Annotated in this window: 13 protein-coding genes; 4 read left to right on the top strand and 9 right to left on the bottom strand. The window is 57.1% G+C overall.

Annotated features, from left to right (window positions below; all coding sequences use genetic code 11):
• Positions 1-111: 111 nt before the first annotated feature.
• Both rho and trxA read right to left on the bottom strand, forming a co-directional pair.
• Positions 112-1371 (bottom strand): transcription termination factor Rho, encoded by a 1260-nt coding sequence (gene rho / locus I6L58_RS13505; RefSeq protein WP_001054528.1) that lies wholly within the window; start codon positions 1369-1371, stop codon positions 112-114.
• A 341-nt stretch (positions 1372-1712) separates the two neighbouring features.
• Positions 1713-2042, bottom strand: a complete 330-nt coding sequence (trxA, locus tag I6L58_RS13500) for a thioredoxin TrxA (protein ID WP_006179218.1) — start codon at positions 2040-2042, stop codon at positions 1713-1715.
• Positions 2043-2186: 144 nt separating this feature from the next.
• Here trxA and rhlB point away from each other — a divergent pair, with 144 nt between their 5' ends.
• Both rhlB and gppA read left to right on the top strand, forming a co-directional pair.
• Positions 2187-3452, top strand: a complete 1266-nt coding sequence (gene rhlB, locus I6L58_RS13495; RefSeq protein WP_006179216.1) for an ATP-dependent RNA helicase RhlB — start codon at positions 2187-2189, stop codon at positions 3450-3452.
• Positions 3453-3586: 134 nt separating this feature from the next.
• The gene (gene gppA, locus I6L58_RS13490; protein ID WP_072208937.1) at positions 3587-5068 is read left to right on the top strand and encodes a guanosine-5'-triphosphate,3'-diphosphate diphosphatase; all 1482 of its coding nucleotides are present in this window, start codon (positions 3587-3589) and stop codon (positions 5066-5068) included.
• A 57-nt stretch (positions 5069-5125) separates the two neighbouring features.
• Here gppA and rep read toward each other — a convergent pair whose 3' ends face one another.
• The gene (gene rep / locus I6L58_RS13485; protein ID WP_088209471.1) at positions 5126-7150 is read right to left on the bottom strand and encodes a DNA helicase Rep; all 2025 of its coding nucleotides are present in this window, start codon (positions 7148-7150) and stop codon (positions 5126-5128) included.
• Positions 7151-7234: 84 nt separating this feature from the next.
• Between rep and ppiC the strand changes: the two genes are divergently transcribed.
• Positions 7235-7516, top strand: a complete 282-nt coding sequence (ppiC, locus tag I6L58_RS13480) for a peptidylprolyl isomerase PpiC (protein WP_006179212.1) — start codon at positions 7235-7237, stop codon at positions 7514-7516.
• Positions 7517-7601: 85 nt separating this feature from the next.
• Here the strand turns inward: ppiC and ilvC are convergent, their stop codons facing one another.
• The gene (ilvC, locus tag I6L58_RS13475; RefSeq protein WP_088209470.1) at positions 7602-9077 is read right to left on the bottom strand and encodes a ketol-acid reductoisomerase; all 1476 of its coding nucleotides are present in this window, start codon (positions 9075-9077) and stop codon (positions 7602-7604) included.
• 152 nt (positions 9078-9229) lie between these two features.
• Here ilvC and ilvY point away from each other — a divergent pair, with 152 nt between their 5' ends.
• Positions 9230-10120, top strand: a complete 891-nt coding sequence (ilvY, locus tag I6L58_RS13470) for an HTH-type transcriptional activator IlvY (RefSeq protein ID WP_006179210.1) — start codon at positions 9230-9232, stop codon at positions 10118-10120.
• 38 nt (positions 10121-10158) lie between these two features.
• Here ilvY and ilvA read toward each other — a convergent pair whose 3' ends face one another.
• The 5 genes from ilvA to ilvG are packed head-to-tail and all read right to left on the bottom strand — an operon-like array spanning position 10159 to position 16471.
• Positions 10159-11703, bottom strand: a complete 1545-nt coding sequence (gene ilvA, locus I6L58_RS13465; protein ID WP_088209499.1) for a threonine ammonia-lyase, biosynthetic — start codon at positions 11701-11703, stop codon at positions 10159-10161.
• A gap of 2 nt (positions 11704-11705) precedes the next feature.
• Positions 11706-13556 carry a dihydroxy-acid dehydratase gene (ilvD, locus tag I6L58_RS13460; RefSeq protein WP_088209469.1) on the bottom strand — a complete coding sequence of 617 codons (1851 nt, stop codon included), beginning with the start codon at positions 13554-13556 and terminating at the stop codon, positions 11706-11708.
• Between the two features lie 60 nt (positions 13557-13616).
• Positions 13617-14546: a branched-chain amino acid transaminase gene (locus I6L58_RS13455; protein ID WP_006179207.1), complete on the bottom strand. Its 930-nt coding sequence runs from the start codon at positions 14544-14546 to the stop codon at positions 13617-13619.
• Positions 14547-14564: 18 nt separating this feature from the next.
• The gene (gene ilvM / locus I6L58_RS13450) at positions 14565-14828 is read right to left on the bottom strand and encodes an acetolactate synthase 2 small subunit (protein WP_088209468.1); all 264 of its coding nucleotides are present in this window, start codon (positions 14826-14828) and stop codon (positions 14565-14567) included.
• Positions 14825-16471, bottom strand: a complete 1647-nt coding sequence (ilvG, locus tag I6L58_RS13445; protein ID WP_088209467.1) for an acetolactate synthase 2 catalytic subunit — start codon at positions 16469-16471, stop codon at positions 14825-14827. The genes ilvM and ilvG overlap by 4 nt, the downstream gene beginning before the upstream one ends.
• Positions 16472-16473: the final 2 nt, after the last annotated feature.

Here is a 16473-nt window from a genome sequence, read left to right as displayed (position 1 = left end):
TTATCTTATTGTCGCACCGACAGGTCAAAATTGGGAGTCAGTCGTAATAGCGTATAGTCCATAAAAGAAAAACGCCACGTAAAAACGTGGCGTTTGCTGGGAATATTTACGTTACGAGCGTTTCATCATATCGAAGAAATCGTCGTTAGTTTTGGTCATCGCCAGCTTATTAATGAGGAATTCCATTGCGTCGATTTCGCCCATTGGGTGAATGATTTTGCGCAGGATCCACATTTTCTGCAGCTCTTCCTGAGTGGTGAGCAGCTCTTCTTTACGGGTACCGGAACGGTTGTAGTCGATAGCCGGGAAGACGCGTTTTTCCGCGATTTTACGAGAAAGGTGCAGTTCCATGTTGCCTGTACCTTTAAATTCTTCGTAAATCACTTCATCCATCTTAGAACCGGTGTCGATCAGCGCGGTTGCGATGATGGTCAGGCTGCCGCCCTCTTCCACGTTACGTGCCGCACCGAAGAAACGCTTCGGACGGTGCAGGGCGTTCGCATCCACACCACCGGTCAGCACTTTACCGGAAGCCGGTACGACGGTGTTGTACGCACGCGCCAGACGGGTGATGGAGTCGAGCAGGATGATCACGTCTTTCTTGTGCTCAACCAGGCGTTTCGCCTTCTCGATAACCATTTCTGCAACCTGAACGTGGCGAGATGCTGGTTCGTCAAAGGTAGAAGCCACAACTTCGCCTTTCACCAGACGCTGCATCTCTGTCACTTCTTCCGGACGTTCGTCAATCAGCAGCACCATCAGCACACAGTCCGGGTGATTGTAAGCAATGCTCTGCGCAATGTTCTGCAGCAGCATGGTTTTACCCGCTTTTGGCGGCGCGACAATCAGGCCACGCTGGCCACGGCCAATTGGTGAGGCCAGATCCAGTACACGCGCCGTTAAGTCTTCGGTTGAACCGTTACCACGTTCCATGCGCAGGCGAGAGTTCGCGTGCAGCGGCGTTAAGTTCTCGAAGAGGATCTTGTTACGCGAGTTTTCAGGCTTGTCGTAGTTAACTTCATTCACTTTCAACAGCGCAAAGTAACGTTCACCCTCTTTTGGAGGACGAATCTTACCTGAAATGGTGTCACCAGTGCGGAGGTTGAAACGGCGGATTTGGCTAGGGGATACGTAGATGTCGTCAGGGCCGGCGAGGTAGGAGCTGTCTGCAGAGCGGAGGAAACCAAATCCGTCTTGCAATATCTCCAGCACACCGTCGCCAAAGATATCTTCGCCACTCTTAGCGTGCTGCTTCAGGATGGCGAAAATGATGTCCTGCTTGCGCATACGAGCCTGGTTTTCCAGCCCCATATTTTCGCCGAGAGTGATCAGCTCAGAAACCGGCGTGTTCTTTAATTCGGTAAGATTCATAATGGTGTGGGTTCTTAAACTCGGGGTGATTCTCGAACTTAATAATGTGAATGGTATGGCAGGGTCATCCATGCCTGTTTAGCGGCCATCAACTCATGTCTGTACGCTGTCTGGTCACAGGGAAAGAACGCAGAACTGAAACGACAAGACGGATTGAGTGACAAGCCCGGAATTTAGCAACTTCACGCACTGTTTGTGTCAACAACGGGAAGTATCGGGTAAAACAAGATTCAAACAACAGATATGTTTAAAACGAAGTCATAGCTAACTTAGCACGACTAAAGCCGGGCGTCCAGAGATCCACACAATATTAGGCGCTCTGGACGCGCAGCCGAGAAACCTTACGCCAGGTTGGCGTCCAGGAACTCTTTCAGCTGACCTTTGGACAGTGCGCCCACTTTGGTCGCCGCCACTTCACCGTTTTTGAACAGCAGCAGGGTTGGAATGCCGCGGATGCCGTATTTCGGCGCGGTACCCGGGTTCTGGTCGATGTTCAGCTTGGCAACGGTCAGTTTGCCCTGATACTCGTCAGCGATCTCATCCAGAATCGGGGCGATCATTTTGCAAGGACCACACCATTCAGCCCAGAAATCGACGAGGATCAGCCCGTCAGCCTTAAGTACGTCCGTGTCAAAACTGTCGTCAGTCAGGTGAATAATTTTATCGCTCATATATAACTCCACAGGAATAAGCCTGGTACGTTGGTTTCGCCCGCATCAACGACGTGTTGATGTCGCAATAACCAACTAAAGGTTGACTTTATTTCACCGGATACGCTTTCGTAAAGCAATAGTAAGCTGATATTCTACCACACTATGAGCAAAACACATTTAACAGAACAGAAGTTTTCCGACTTCGCCCTGCACCCAAAGGTGATCGAAGCCCTTGAAACTAAAGGGTTTCATAACTGCACGCCTATTCAGGCTCTCGCCCTGCCGCTGACGCTGGCCGGTCGCGATGTTGCGGGGCAGGCGCAAACCGGTACTGGCAAAACGATGGCGTTCTTAACGTCAACGTTTCATTATTTACTTTCTCATCCCGCAATTGCAGACCGCAAAGTTAACCAGCCGCGCGCGCTCATTATGGCTCCGACGCGAGAACTGGCGGTACAGATCCACGCAGATGCGGAACCGCTGGCACAGGCTACCGGCCTGAAGCTTGGCCTTGCCTACGGCGGCGACGGCTACGATAAACAGCTGAAAGTGCTGGAAAGCGGCGTAGATATCCTCATTGGTACTACCGGTCGTCTTATCGACTACGCCAAACAGAACCACATCAACCTCGGCGCAATTCAGGTTGTGGTGCTGGATGAAGCGGACCGTATGTACGATCTGGGCTTCATTAAAGATATCCGTTGGTTGTTCCGTCGCATGCCTGCGGCAAACCAGCGCCTGAACATGCTGTTCTCTGCGACCCTTTCTTATCGCGTACGCGAGCTGGCGTTCGAGCAAATGAACAACGCCGAATATGTCGAAGTGGAACCGGAACAGAAAACGGGCCACCGTATTAAAGAAGAGCTTTTCTATCCTTCTAATGAAGAGAAAATGCGTCTGCTGCAAACGCTGATTGAAGAAGAGTGGCCAGATCGCGCCATTATCTTCGCCAATACTAAGCACCGCTGTGAAGATATCTGGGGCCACCTGGCTGCAGACGGTCACCGCGTTGGCCTGTTGACCGGCGACGTTGCGCAGAAAAAACGCCTGCGTATTCTCGAAGAATTTACCCGTGGCGATCTCGATATTCTGGTCGCTACCGACGTTGCCGCACGCGGCCTGCACATTCCAGCCGTGACGCACGTCTTTAACTATGACCTGCCGGACGATTGTGAAGATTACGTTCACCGTATCGGTCGTACCGGTCGTGCTGGCGCAAGCGGTCACTCCATTAGCCTGGCGTGCGAAGAGTATGCGCTGAATCTCCCGGCGATTGAGACCTATATCGGTCACTCTATCCCGCAGAGCAAGTACAATCCGGATGCGCTGTTAAGCGAATTGCCGCCGCCGAAGCGCCTGACCCGCGCCCGTCCAGGCAACGGTCCGCGTCGTTCTGGCGCACCGCGTAATCGTCGTCGTTCAGGTTAGGAAATTATGCCATACACAAAATCATTCATGATGCATCAAGGCGGCAAGTCTGCGAATCTCCTGGAGCTTACTTCAGTAAGTGACAGGTGTGAGCTGGCGCAGCCAACGATGAGGCAGCGTGAAGGATGAAGTGTATGAGTTCTACCTCGCTCTATGCAGCTATTGATCTCGGTTCGAATAGTTTTCATATGCTGGTTGTGCGCGAGGTAGCGGGAAGCATACAAACGCTCACCCGCATCAAGCGCAAGGTCCGTCTCGCGGCGGGCCTGAGCAGCGATAACCATCTCTCTGCTGAAGCCATGGAACGTGGCTGGCAGTGTCTGCGTCTCTTTGCTGAACGTCTGCAGGATATCCCGCACGCGCAAATCCGCGTTGTCGCGACGGCAACGCTTCGCCTGGCGGTGAACGCCGTGGATTTTATTGCCAAAGCGCAGGAGATCCTCGGCTGTCCGGTACAGGTTATTAGCGGTGAGGAAGAAGCTCGCCTGATTTATCAGGGTGTGGCCCATACGACCGGCGGCGACGATCGCCGTCTGGTGGTGGATATCGGCGGTGCCAGCACCGAACTGGTCACCGGCACGGGCGCGCAGGCCACCTCGCTTTTCAGCCTGTCGATGGGCTGTGTCACCTGGCTTGAACGCTACTTTACCGATCGCAATCTCGCAAAAGAGAACTTCGACGAGGCTGAAAACGCCGCCCGTGAAGTGCTGCGCCCGGTAATGGAAGAGCTGCGCTATCACGGCTGGAAAGTCTGCGTGGGTGCCTCGGGTACCGTGCAGGCGTTGCAGGAAATCATGATGGCTCAGGGGATGGACGAGCGGATCACGCTTGCCAAACTTCAGCAGCTCAAACAGCGAGCTATCCAGTGCGGTCGCCTCGAAGAGCTCGAAATTGAAGGTCTGACGCTCGAACGCGCGCTGGTCTTCCCGAGCGGGCTGGCTATTCTGATCGCCATTTTCACCGAGCTGAACATCCAGTGTATGACGCTGGCCGGCGGCGCACTGCGTGAAGGGCTGGTTTACGGGATGCTGCACCTCTCCGTCGATCAGGATATTCGCAGCCGTACACTTCGCAACGTGCAGCGCCGCTTTATCGTTGATGCCGAGCAGGCCGGTCGCGTGGCGCAGCTGGCCTCGCTTTTTGCCGATCGGGTAAATCAGAGCTGGGATATTGAACCGTTAAGCCGCGAACTGCTGCTCAGCGCCTGCGCGCTGCATGAGATTGGGCTGAGCGTTGAGTACAAGCAGGCACCGCTGCATGCTGCCTGGCTGGTGCGTAACCTGGATTTGCCGGGCTTTACCCCCGCGCAGAAAAAACTTCTGGCGACGCTGCTACTGAACCAGACAAACGCCGTCGATCTCTCCTCGCTCCACCAGCAAAACGCCGTTCCGCCGCGCGTGGCAGAACATCTTTGCCGCTTGCTGCGTCTGGCGATCCTGTTTGCCAGCCGCCGTCGTGATGATGTGCTTCCCGCCACTACGCTTGACGTCGAAGATGAAAAACTGATCCTGACGCTGCCGGAAAAATGGCTGGATAATCATCCGCTGGGTGCAGAGCTGATTGAACAGGAGTGCCAGTGGCAGAGCTACGTTCACTGGGTGCTTGAGGTTAAGTAAGGTTATCGAACATCGCCGGGCGGCACTGCGCTTGCCCGGCCTACCATTCTCCCGGCTTCATCCCTTCTCTTTGGCTTTCGCCAGCATGGCGCGGATATTCGCCACGTTAGCCTGACCTTTATGCATTCGCTCTTCAGCCGTGATGACCTTGCGCTCCTGCTCCCAGATCAGGTCATCCTGCGGCAGCTCCAGCAGGAAACGGCTCGGTTCCGGGCGGACAAGCTCGCCGTACTGTCGGCGCTCTTTGCACAGGGTAAAGACCAGCTCTTTTTGAGCACGCGTAATGCCCACGTAGGCCAGCCGACGTTCTTCATCGACGTTATCTTCGTCAATGCTGCTCTGGTGCGGCAGTAACCCCTCTTCCATCCCCACCAGATAAACATACGGGAACTCAAGCCCTTTAGAGGCGTGCAGCGTCATCAGTTGAACCTGATCGGCCTCCTCTTCGCTCTCGCCGCGCTCCATCATATCGCGCAGCGTAAAGCGGGTGACCACCTGCGTCAGGGTCATCGGCTCGTCAATCTCAGAGCCTTCCAGCATTTCCGTCATCCAGCTGAACAGCTGGTTAACGTTTTTCATCCGCATCTCTGCTGCCTTCGGGCTGGCGGACGTTTCATAGAGCCAGGATTCGTAATCAATACCATGGATCAGATCGCGCACCGCGGCGACGGGTTCGCGTTCCGCCAGCCGCTGCACCTCGCCAAGCCAGTAGGTAAAGCGGGTTAAGTTGTCGTAGCCGCGCCCGGTGAGCGTCTGGCTCAGGCCCATATCGAAGCTGGCGGTAAACATACTTTTACTGCGCGTCATCGCCCATTCGCCGAGTTTTTGCAGTGTTGCCGGGCCGATTTCGCGCTTCGGCGTGTTCACGATACGCAGGAAGGCGCTGTCGTCATCCGGGTTGGTCAGCACACGCAGATAGGCCAGCAGGTCTTTGATTTCCGGGCGGGAGAAGAACGAGGTACCGCCCGAGATTTTGTACGGAATGCGGTTCTGCATCAGCATCTTTTCAAAGACGCGGGATTGGTGGTTGCCGCGATAGAGGATCGCGTAGTCCTTATATTCGGTTTTATTCACGAAGTGATGGGCGATCAGCTCGCCGGTGACGCGCTCCGCTTCATGCTCTTCATTGTTGGCACTGAGCACCTTCAGCTCCGTGCCGTAGCCCAGCTCGGAGAAGAGACGCTTTTCAAACACGTGCGGGTTATTGGCGATCAGAATGTTTGCCGCCTTCAGGATGCGCCCGGACGAACGGTAGTTCTGCTCCAGCTTAATCACCTGCAGCGCCGGAAAATCTTTGCTCAGCAGCACCAGGTTTTGCGGACGTGCGCCGCGCCAGGAGTAGATAGACTGATCGTCATCGCCCACCACGGTAAAACGCGCCCGCTGCCCGACCAACAGCTTCACCAGTTCGTACTGGCTGGTGTTGGTATCCTGATATTCATCCACCAGCAGGTAGCGGATTTTATTCTGCCAGCGCTCGCGTACCTCTTCATTGCGCTGCAACAGCAGCGTAGGCAGCAGGATCAGATCGTCGAAATCCAGTACGTTACAGGCTTTCATGTGCGCATCGTACAGACCGTAGCAGTGCGCGAAGATGCGATCCCGTTCGCCTTTGGCGATCGCCGCTGCCTGCGATGGCGTCATCAGATCGTTTTTCCAGTTGGAAATCGTCGAGATCAGCTGCTGGAGAACGGTTTTGTCATCCTCGATCAGCCCTTCGGTCAGCTCTTTGAGCAAGGCCACCTGATCGGTGTCATCGAAGAGCGAGAAATTAGACTTCATTCCCAGCGCCGCATACTCGCGCTTGATTATGTCCAGCCCCAGCGTGTGGAAGGTGGAGATCATCAGGCCGCGCGCCTCTTTGCGCCCCAGCGTCTGGCCCACGCGCTCTTTCATCTCGCGTGCCGCTTTATTGGTAAAAGTCACCGCCGCGATATGCCGCGCCTGATAGCCACAGCCACGGATAAGATGGGCAATTTTATTGGTGATGACGCGGGTTTTACCGGATCCCGCCCCCGCCAGCACCAGGCAGGGTCCGGTGACAAATTCGACGGCTTGTTGTTGTCCGGGGTTTAAACGCATAAGGATCGCTCAATGAAAGTCGGGAGAGGAGGAAAAACGCGTGGTAGTATACCGAGCGTAAACTCGTTGACTCAAGGCACGATCATGGCAAAAACAGCAGCAGCACTGCATATCCTTGTTAAAGAAGAGAAACTGGCACAGGATCTTCTTGAACAGCTTAAAAACGGCGCCGACTTCGGCAAGCTGGCAAAGAAACACTCGATTTGTCCGTCAGGCAAACGCGGCGGCGACCTGGGTGAATTCCGTCAGGGCCAGATGGTTCCGGCGTTCGATAAAGTGGTTTTCTCCTGCCCGGTGCTGGAGCCTACGGGTCCACTGCACACGCAGTTTGGCTACCACGTCATTAAAGTGTTGTATCGCAAATAAAAAGCCGGGTGGCGACTGCGCCTTACCCGGCCTGCATTTTACGTTTTTGTAGGTCGGGTAAGCGAAGCGCCACCCGACAAGAGGGTTAACCCGCTACCGCAATACGCTTCATATCGGTCATGTAGCCGCGCAGCTTCTGGCCCACTTTCTCGATCTCGTGGCTACGAATGGCGTCGTTCACGTCGCGCAGTTGTGCGTTATCTACCGCGCCTTCCGCAATCGCTTTGCCCAGATCGCCCGCCTGCAGGGTGGTCATGAACTCTTTCAGCAGCGGTACGCAGGCGTAAGAGAACAGGTAGTTACCGTATTCAGCGGTATCCGAAATAACCACGTTCATTTCATACAGACGCTTACGGGCGATGGTGTTCGCGATCAGCGGCAGCTCGTGCAGTGATTCGTAGTACGCAGACTCTTCGATGATGCCGGAATCCACCATGGTTTCAAACGCCAGCTCAACGCCCGCTTTCACCATCGCGATCATCAGAACGCCTTTATCGAAGTACTCCTGCTCGCTGATTTTGCCGTCAAACTGCGGGGCGGTTTCGAAGGCGGTTTTACCGGTCTCTTCACGCCAGGTCAGCAGGTTTTTATCGTCGTTCGCCCAGTCGGCCATCATACCGGAAGAGAATTCACCGGAGATGATGTCGTCCATATGTTTCTGGAACAGCGGAGCCATGATGGTTTTCAGCTGTTCAGACAGCGCATAAGCACGCAGTTTTGCCGGGTTGGACAGACGATCCATCATCAGCGTGATACCGCCCTGCTTCAGCGCTTCGGTGATGGTTTCCCAGCCGAACTGAATCAGTTTTTCGGCGTATGCCGGGTCCGTGCCCTCTTCCACCAGCTTGTCGAAGCACAGCAGAGAACCGGCCTGCAGCATACCGCACAGAATGGTTTGCTCACCCATCAGGTCAGATTTCACTTCTGCAACGAAGGAGGATTCCAGCACGCCCGCACGGTGGCCGCCAGTGGCTGCTGCCCATGCCTTGGCAATCGCCATGCCTTCGCCTTTCGGATCGTTCTCCGGGTGAACCGCGATCAGCGTCGGTACGCCGAAGCCACGTTTGTACTCTTCACGCACTTCGGTACCCGGGCACTTCGGTGCCACCATCACGACGGTGATGTCTTTGCGGATCTGCTCGCCCACTTCCACGATGTTGAAGCCGTGGGAGTAACCCAGCGCCGCGCCATCTTTCATCAGCGGCTGTACGGCACGCACCACGTCAGAGTGCTGTTTGTCTGGCGTCAGGTTAACCACCAGATCCGCCTGCGGGATCAGATCTTCATACGTGCCCACTTTGAAGCCGTTTTCGGTTGCTTTACGCCAGGACGCGCGCTTTTCGGCAATCGCTTCTTTGCGCAGGGCGTAGGAGATATCCAGACCGGAGTCACGCATGTTCAGCCCCTGGTTCAGGCCCTGTGCGCCACAGCCGACGATGACCACTTTTTTACCCTGAAGGTAGCTCGCGCCATCGGCAAATTCTTCGCGCCCCATAAAGCGGCATTTGCCCAGCTGCGCCAGCTGCTGGCGCAAGTTCAGTGTATTAAAGTAGTTAGCCATGGGTGATACCTCGTGATGTTGTGTGTCTTATTGTTCGGTTCGCCTTTCAGCGAGAATGTACCCACATTACAACAGGAAATTTATTGCGGAAATTGATATATTCACAACGTCACGTTGCAGTATTTGCAATGTAAATCGGGGGATGGGTATTCATGGATTTACGCGATCTGAAAATGTTCCTGCACCTGGCGGAAAGCCGTCACTTTGGCCGCAGTGCCCGCGCGATGCACGTCAGTCCTTCCACGCTGTCGCGCCAGATCCAGCGGCTTGAGGAAGACCTCGGCCAGCCCCTGTTTGTCCGCGATAACCGCACCGTCACTCTCACCGAAGCCGGGGAAGAGCTGCGCGTGTTTGCCCAGCAAACGCTGCTGCAGTACCAACAGCTGCGACACACTATCGACCAGCAGGGGCCGTCTCTTTCCGGGGAGCTTCACATATTCTGTTCGGTAACCGCCGCCTATAGCCACCTGCCGCCGATCCTTGACCGTTTCCGCGCGGAACATCCGTCGGTGGAAATTAAGCTCACGACGGGTGATGCTGCCGACGCAATGGAAAAAGTGGTGACGGGCGAAGCCGATCTGGCCATTGCGGGCAAACCGGAAACCCTGCCGGGCGCGGTGGCGTTCTCCATGCTTGAGAACCTGGCCGTGGTGTTGATTGCCCCCGCGCTGCCCTGCCCGGTGCGTAATCAGGTGTCGGTGGAAAAACCGGACTGGTCAACGGTGCCGTTTATCATGGCCGATCAGGGGCCGGTGCGCCGCCGCATTGAGCTGTGGTTCCGTCGTCAGAAGATCAGCAACCCGTCAATCTACGCGACGGTTGGTGGGCATGAGGCGATGGTTTCGATGGTGGCGCTGGGCTGCGGCGTGGCGCTGCTCCCGGAAGTGGTGCTGGAGAACAGCCCGGAACCGGTGCGCAACCGCGTGATGATTCTGGAGCGCAGCGACGAGAAAACGCCCTTCGAGCTTGGCGTGTGCGCACAAAAAAAGCGGCTGCATGAGCCGCTTATTGATGCGTTCTGGAAGATACTGCCGAATCACTAAAGCCGGCTGGCGCTACGCTGACCCGACCTACGCTCCGCTTACCCTGCGAGGAAGAACCTGAACGCCGGGTTGTGCGTTTCGTCGTGACACTCATAGCCCAGCTCGTTCAGCCGCGTTTCGAAATCCGGCTCGTGCTCGCCCAGCTCGAACGCCGCCAGCACGCGACCGTAATCGGTGCCGTGGCTGCGGTAGTGGAACAGGGAGATGTTCCAGTGCGTGCCCAGCGTGTGCAGGAACTTGAGCAATGCGCCCGGCGATTCCGGAAACTCGAAGCTGAACAGGCGTTCCCGCAGCGGCTTGGACGGACGTCCGCCGACCATGTAGCGCACGTGCAGCTTCGCCATTTCATCGTCGGACAGATCCACCACGCTATATCCCCCCTCGTGCAGCAGGCTGAGGATCTCTTTTCGTTCTTCCAGGCCACGGCTCAGGCGCACGCCAACAAAAATACAGGCGTCTTTGGCATCGGCGAAACGGTAGTTGAACTCCGTCACCGCCCGGCCGCCCAGCAGCTGGCAAAACTTCAGGAAGCTGCCTTTCTCCTCCGGAATGGTCACCGCCAGCAACGCTTCACGCTGCTCGCCCAGCTCGCAGCGCTCGGATACGTAGCGCAGACCGTGGAAGTTCACGTTGGCTCCGGAAAGCACATGCGCCAGACGCTCGCCGCGAATGTTGTGCTGGGCGATGTATTTTTTCATTCCCGCCAGCGCCAGCGCGCCGGAAGGCTCCGCCACGGCACGAACGTCCTCAAACAGATCTTTCATCGCCGCGCAGATAGCATCGCTATCAACCGTGACGATATCGTCGAGATATTCCTGGCAGAGACGGAACGTTTCATCGCCAATGCGTTTGACGGCCACGCCCTCGGCAAACAGCCCGACGCGCGGCAGATCCACCGGATGCCCAGCGTCCAGCGCCGCTTTCAGGCAGGCTGAGTCTTCCGCTTCAACGGCGATGACTTTGATCTGCGGCATCAGCTGTTTGATCAGCACGGCCACGCCCGCCGCCAGACCGCCGCCACCCACCGGCACGAACACGCGGTCAAGATGGGCATCCTGCTGGAGCAACTCCAGCGCCAGCGTGCCCTGCCCGGCGATGACCATCGGGTGATCGAACGGCGGCACCCAGGTAAACCCCTGCTGCTGCGCCAGCTCAATCGCTTTGGCCTTGGCTTCGTCAAAATTAGCGCCGTGGAGCAGCACCTCACCACCGAAACCGCGCACCGCGTCGACTTTGATATCCGCCGTGGCAACCGGCATCACGATCAGCGCTTTCAGCCCCAGACGGGCCGAGGAGAACGCCACGCCCTGCGCGTGGTTACCTGCCGACGCGGTGATCACGCCGCGCGCTTTTTGCTCGTCTGTCAGCCCGGCCATCATCGCGTAGGCACCGCGCAGCTTGAAGCTGTGCACCGGCTGCCGATCTTCGCGTTTCACCAGAATCACGTTATCCAGGCGCGAAGAGAGTTTTTCCATTTTCTGCAAAGGCGTAACCTGCACGGCCTCATAGACCGGCGCGCGCAGTACCGCCCTCAGATATTCCGCCCCCTCGGGGGCGGCAGATAAGGGTTGTGACTCGGCCATCATTAGCCCCCAAGTTTCGATTTATCGCGTACCGCGCCTTTGTCTGCACTGGTGGCAAGGCTCGCGTAGGCACGCAGGGCGAAGGAGACTTCACGCTGGCGGTCTTTCGGCGTCCAGGCTTTGTCGCCGCGTGCATCCTGCGCTTCACGACGCGCGGCAATCTCCTGGTCGCTGAGCTTGAGCTGAATGCCGCGGTTCGGAATGTCGATCTCAATCAGATCGCCATCTTCGATGATCGCAATGTTGCCGCCGCTTGCCGCTTCCGGCGATACGTGACCAATAGAGAGACCGGATGTCCCGCCGGAGAAACGGCCGTCGGTGATCAGCGCGCAGGCTTTACCGAGACCCATGGATTTCAGGAAGGTGGTTGGGTAAAGCATCTCCTGCATGCCCGGGCCGCCTTTTGGCCCTTCATAGCGGATCACCACCACGTCGCCGGCAACCACTTTGCCACCGAGAATGGCTTCCACCGCATCGTCCTGGCTTTCGTACACTTTTGCCGGACCGGTGAATTTCAGGATGCTGTCATCCACGCCTGCGGTTTTCACGATGCAGCCGTTTTCCGCAAAGTTACCGTACAGCACGGCAAGCCCGCCGTCTTTGCTGTAGGCGTGCTCCAGCGAGCGAATGCAGCCTTCGGCGCGATCGTCATCCAGCGTATCCCAGCGGCAATCCTGCGAGAACGCCTGCGTGGTACGAATGCCTGCCGGACCGGCGCGGTACATGTTCTTCACCGCGTCGTCTTTGGTCAGCATCACGTCGTATTGCTCCAGCGACTGCGGCAGCGTCAGGCCAAGCACGTTTTTCACGTCGCGGTTGAGCAGCCCGGCGCGATCCAGCTCGCCCAGAATACCCAGCACGCCACCGGCGCGGTGAACGTCCTCCATGTGGTACTTCTGGGTGCTTGGCGCAACTTTGCACAGCTGCGGCACCTTGCGCGACAGCTTGTCGATATCGCTCATGGTGAAGTCAATTTCGGCTTCCTGCGCGGCGGCCAGCAGGTGCAGAACGGTGTTGGTGGAACCACCCATGGCGATATCCAGGGTCATGGCATTTTCAAACGCGGCTTTGCTGGCGATGTTGCGCGGCAGCGCGCTGGCGTCGTCCTGCTCGTAGTAGCGTTTGGTCAGCTCCACGATGCGCTTGCCCGCATTGAGGAACAGCTGTTTGCGGTCGGCATGGGTTGCCAGCAGCGAGCCGTTGCCCGGCTGAGACAGGCCCAGCGCTTCGGTCAGGCAGTTCATGGAGTTAGCGGTGAACATCCCGGAGCAGGAGCCGCAGGTCGGACACGCGGAGCGTTCCACCTGGTCGCTCTGCTCGTCAGACACTTTCGGGTCCGCGCCCTGAATCATCGCGTCGACCAGGTCGAGCTTGATGATTTTATCGGACAGCTTGGTTTTTCCCGCTTCCATCGGCCCGCCGGAGACGAAGATCACCGGAATGTTCAGGCGCAGGGAGGCCATCAGCATCCCCGGGGTGATTTTGTCGCAGTTGGAGATACAAACCATCGCATCGGCGCAGTGGGCGTTAACCATGTACTCCACCGAGTCGGCGATCAGCTCGCGCGACGGCAATGAATAAAGCATGCCCCCGTGACCCATCGCGATGCCATCATCCACCGCAATGGTGTTGAACTCTTTCGCCACGCCGCCAGAGGCTTCAATGTGCTCGGCAACCAGTTTACCGAGATCGCGCAGGTGTACGTGGCCCGGCACAAACTGGGTGAAGGAGTTAACCACGGCGATAATGGGCTTGCCGAAATCGGCGTCGGTCATCCCGGTGGCGCGCCACAGCGCGCGGGCACCGGCCATATTACGGCCGTGGGTGGTGGTGGCGGAACGATACTTAGGCATGCTTAATTTACTCCCGTCTGACTCGTAAAGGGGACGGTGCGTGCCGCCCCACAGTTATATTTAGTGATTAACCTGATCCAACCAGCCGTATTTATCGTCTGTTTCACCGGTGAACAGGCCAAAGAAGGCTTGCTGAATGCGTTTGGTGACCGGGCCACAGCGGCCTTCGCCCACCTGAATGCCGTCGACGCTACGGACCGGCGTGATTTCAGCCGCCGTACCGGACATGAACACTTCATCGGCCAGGTACAGGGATTCGCGGGAGAGCACCTGCTCGCGTACTTCGATACCCAGATCTTTCGCCAGCTTGATGATGGCATCGCGGGTGATGCCCGGCAGCGCAGAAGAGGTAAACGGCGGCGTGAACAGAATGCCGTCTTTGACTTCAAACAGGTTTTCGCCCGCACCTTCCGAGATGTAGCCATTCACGTCCAGCGCGATACCTTCCTGATAGCCGTGGCGGCGTGCTTCGCTTCCCACCAGCAGAGAAGAGAGGTAGTTACCGCCTGCTTTGGCGGCGGTTGGGATGGTGTTGGGTGCCACGCGGTTCCAGGAAGAAACCATTGCGTCGATCCCCTGATCCAGCGCTTCGGCACCCAGGTAGGCGCCCCACGGGAACGCAGCAATGATCACATCGGTGGTATAACCCTCTGGCGGGTTAACGCCCATCCCCACATCACCCACAAACACCAGCGGACGAATATAGGCGCTGGTCAGGTTGTTCTTGCGGATCACCTCGCGGCAGGCTTCCATCAGTTCATCCACGCTCTGAGAGACCGGGAAACGATAAATTTTGGCTGAGTCATGCAGACGCTGCATGTGTTCGCGATGGCGGAACACCACTGGCCCTTTGTGAGAGTCGTAGCAACGGATACCTTCAAACACGGAGGTGCCGTAGTGCAGCGCGTGGGACATCACGTGAACTTTCGCGTCTTCCCAACGAACCATCTCACCGTTAAACCAAATGTAATCAGCTTTTTTTGTCGTCATTTTTTCGTCCTGTCACGCTCAAGCGCGGATTTGTTGTGATGTGGTTGTGCTCTGGCAGATGGCAACATGGGCAACGTCTACCAGCTTTGATAACTGACTAAACAGTAAGTCGACCGACCGCGGGCTGGCAACGGTTAATTCGATACTGATGTTCTGAGCGTCGATGGCCGTCTCCATGTTCATGGAGCAGATCTGAAAGCCACGGTGACGCACCACGCGCAAAACGCGTTCTAATGTTTCCGGGTTGAAGCGAGCCTGCACGGCGACCTGATGTTGCATCATGATAATTTCTCCAGCATTTGTGAGTTACTGGCACCGGGCGGTACCAACGGCCAGACGTTCTCAAGTTCGTCGATTGAGACATGAAGCAGGTACGGCCCTTCGCTTGACAGCATGGTGTCGAGTGCCGCTTCAACCTGGTCTTTACGGGTGATGTGCTGGCCGGGAATGCCAAAGGCGCTGGCCAGAGTGAGGAAGTCAGGGTTATCGGTCAGGGTGGTTTCGCTGTAACGCTCCTGGAAGAACAGCTGTTGCCACTGACGCACCATGCCTAAACGCTGGTTATCGAGCAACACGATTTTCAGCGGCAACTGCTTGCGCTTCACGGTGCCGAGTTCCTGAACGTTCATCATGAAGGAACCGTCACCGGAGATACAGATAACCGTGTCGTTCGGACGGGCAACCTGAGCCCCCACAGCGGCAGGCAGGCCAAAGCCCATGGTGCCTAACCCGCTGGAGGTGATGAAGTTTTCCGGGCGCGTATAGGTCATGTGCTGGGCCGACCACATCTGATGCTGACCAACGTCGGTGGTGACCACGCTTTCTGCGGGTTTACGGTCGGACAACTGTTTCAACAGCAGCGGCGCGTAGATGGCGTCGCCTGGGTGATCGTAACGCCACGCGTGTTCAGTACGCATATCAGCGGTGTGCTGGCGCCATGCGTTGATATCCAGCGGCTGCTGCAAGGCGGGTAACAGTGCGTTCAGATCGCCCTGCAGCGCAACGTGCGCCTGACGCAGCTTGTTCATCTCCGCCGGGTCGATATCCATATGGATCACCCTGGCGTTCGGCGCGAAGGTGTTCAGTTTGCCGGTGACGCGATCATCAAAACGCGCACCCACGGCGATGAGCAGGTCGCACTCTTGCACCGCCAGGTTTGCTGCTTTGGTGCCGTGCATCCCCAACATGCCCAGATAGTACGGGTAGTCTGCATCAACCGCGCCCAGACCTTTCAGCGTGCAGGCGGCGGGTATTTGCGTCACCGCGATGAACTCACGCAGGGCGGGAACGGCCTGCGCCATGCCTACGCCACCACCAACGTACAGCATCGGCTGCAGGGCCTGAGCCAGCATTTCATAAGCCTCGCCCATGGCGGCATGTGGGAACGTATCGGCACTTTCAACCGTGGAGAAGTGTGGCTCCAGTTCACCCTGCGCGACCTGGATGTCTTTCGGGATATCAACCAGCACCGGACCCGGGCGACCGGAGTTTGCCACCTCGAACGCTTCCGCCATCACGCGCGGCAGCTCGTCCAGCGACTGAACCAGAAAGCTGTGTTTGGTGCAGGCCAGCGACAGACCGAGCACATCCACTTCCTGGAAGGCATCGGTACCGATGAACGGCGAAGCCACCTGGCCGGTGATCGCCACAACGGGAACAGAATCGAGCAGTGCGTCGGCCAGGCCGGTGATCAGGTTGGTGGCACCCGGGCCGGATGTCGCCATGCAGACGCCGGTTTTACCCGTAGCGCGTGCATAGCCAATGGCCGCCATTGCCGCGCCCTGCTCATGGCGACACAGCAGGTGTTCCACGCCGCCGTCATACAATGCATCGTAAATCGGCATAATTGCGCCACCCGGATATCCGAATATCGTTTCGACTCCCTGCGCGCGCAACGCATGTACCACCCACTGTGCCCCGTTCATAG

Source organism: Enterobacter cancerogenus (assembly GCF_019047785.1).
GTDB lineage: Bacteria > Pseudomonadota > Gammaproteobacteria > Enterobacterales > Enterobacteriaceae > Enterobacter > Enterobacter cancerogenus.
The sequence above is the reverse complement of the archived record's forward strand: the minus strand, read 5'-3'. Positions and strand labels throughout refer to the sequence as shown.

Coding starts and splice junctions, on each gene's coding strand:
- ilvA (WP_088209499.1), bottom strand. CDS start 11,703: ATGGCCGAGTCACAACCCTTATCTGCCGCCCCCGAGGGGGCGGAATAT.
- ilvY (WP_006179210.1), top strand. CDS start 9,230: ATGGATTTACGCGATCTGAAAATGTTCCTGCACCTGGCGGAAAGCCGT.
- I6L58_RS13455 (WP_006179207.1), bottom strand. CDS start 14,546: ATGACGACAAAAAAAGCTGATTACATTTGGTTTAACGGTGAGATGGTT.
- ppiC (WP_006179212.1), top strand. CDS start 7,235: ATGGCAAAAACAGCAGCAGCACTGCATATCCTTGTTAAAGAAGAGAAA.
- gppA (WP_072208937.1), top strand. CDS start 3,587: ATGAGTTCTACCTCGCTCTATGCAGCTATTGATCTCGGTTCGAATAGT.
- ilvD (WP_088209469.1), bottom strand. CDS start 13,556: ATGCCTAAGTATCGTTCCGCCACCACCACCCACGGCCGTAATATGGCC.
- trxA (WP_006179218.1), bottom strand. CDS start 2,042: ATGAGCGATAAAATTATTCACCTGACTGACGACAGTTTTGACACGGAC.
- ilvM (WP_088209468.1), bottom strand. CDS start 14,828: ATGATGCAACATCAGGTCGCCGTGCAGGCTCGCTTCAACCCGGAAACA.
- rep (WP_088209471.1), bottom strand. CDS start 7,150: ATGCGTTTAAACCCCGGACAACAACAAGCCGTCGAATTTGTCACCGGA.
- rho (WP_001054528.1), bottom strand. CDS start 1,371: ATGAATCTTACCGAATTAAAGAACACGCCGGTTTCTGAGCTGATCACT.
- ilvC (WP_088209470.1), bottom strand. CDS start 9,077: ATGGCTAACTACTTTAATACACTGAACTTGCGCCAGCAGCTGGCGCAG.
- rhlB (WP_006179216.1), top strand. CDS start 2,187: ATGAGCAAAACACATTTAACAGAACAGAAGTTTTCCGACTTCGCCCTG.
- ilvG (WP_088209467.1), bottom strand. CDS start 16,471: ATGAACGGGGCACAGTGGGTGGTACATGCGTTGCGCGCGCAGGGAGTC.